Source organism: Anaerotignum faecicola (assembly GCA_024460105.1).
Taxonomy (GTDB): domain Bacteria; phylum Bacillota; class Clostridia; order Lachnospirales; family Anaerotignaceae; genus JANFXS01.
The window spans coordinates 1-413 of record JANFXS010000428.1; the positions used below are offsets into that span (position 1 = coordinate 1).

Annotated in this window: 1 protein-coding gene; it reads right to left on the minus strand. The window is 49.6% G+C overall.

Going from position 1 to position 413, the window contains the following annotated elements:
- The coding region (locus NE664_14710) for an extracellular solute-binding protein (GenBank protein ID MCQ4727886.1) at positions 1–413 on the minus strand (413 nt) is incomplete at both ends.

Below are 413 nucleotides of genomic sequence, written 5' to 3' on the forward strand. Positions count from 1 at the left end.
TCAAATCCGTCTCTCTTTACATGATCCGACGCGTTAAAGTACTCTTCCACATCGAGCAGCAGTCCCGCTTCCACCATATCGGTCATCATCGCACCGCCCCAATAGGTAAACACATCCGGCAGATCACCGGAAGCTGTCTGTGTCTTAATCTTTGTCTTATAGTCTTCTGTGCTGTAAGTCTCCAGAGTAATATCCATCGTATCGGCATTCGCTTCCTGAAATTCCTGAAACTTCGGATAGAAATAGTGATACTTGGAGTCCCCCTCACCCCAGTTTGTTGCAAGAACCAGTGATACCTTCTTCTTTGGCGCGGCACTCTCTTTCCCCGCTTCCGAAGCCTGTTCCTTTCCTGTTTCTCCGGTCTGCACCTCCTTTGTGTCCTGAACCGCCGTCTCCTGGACCTTTGTTTCCTG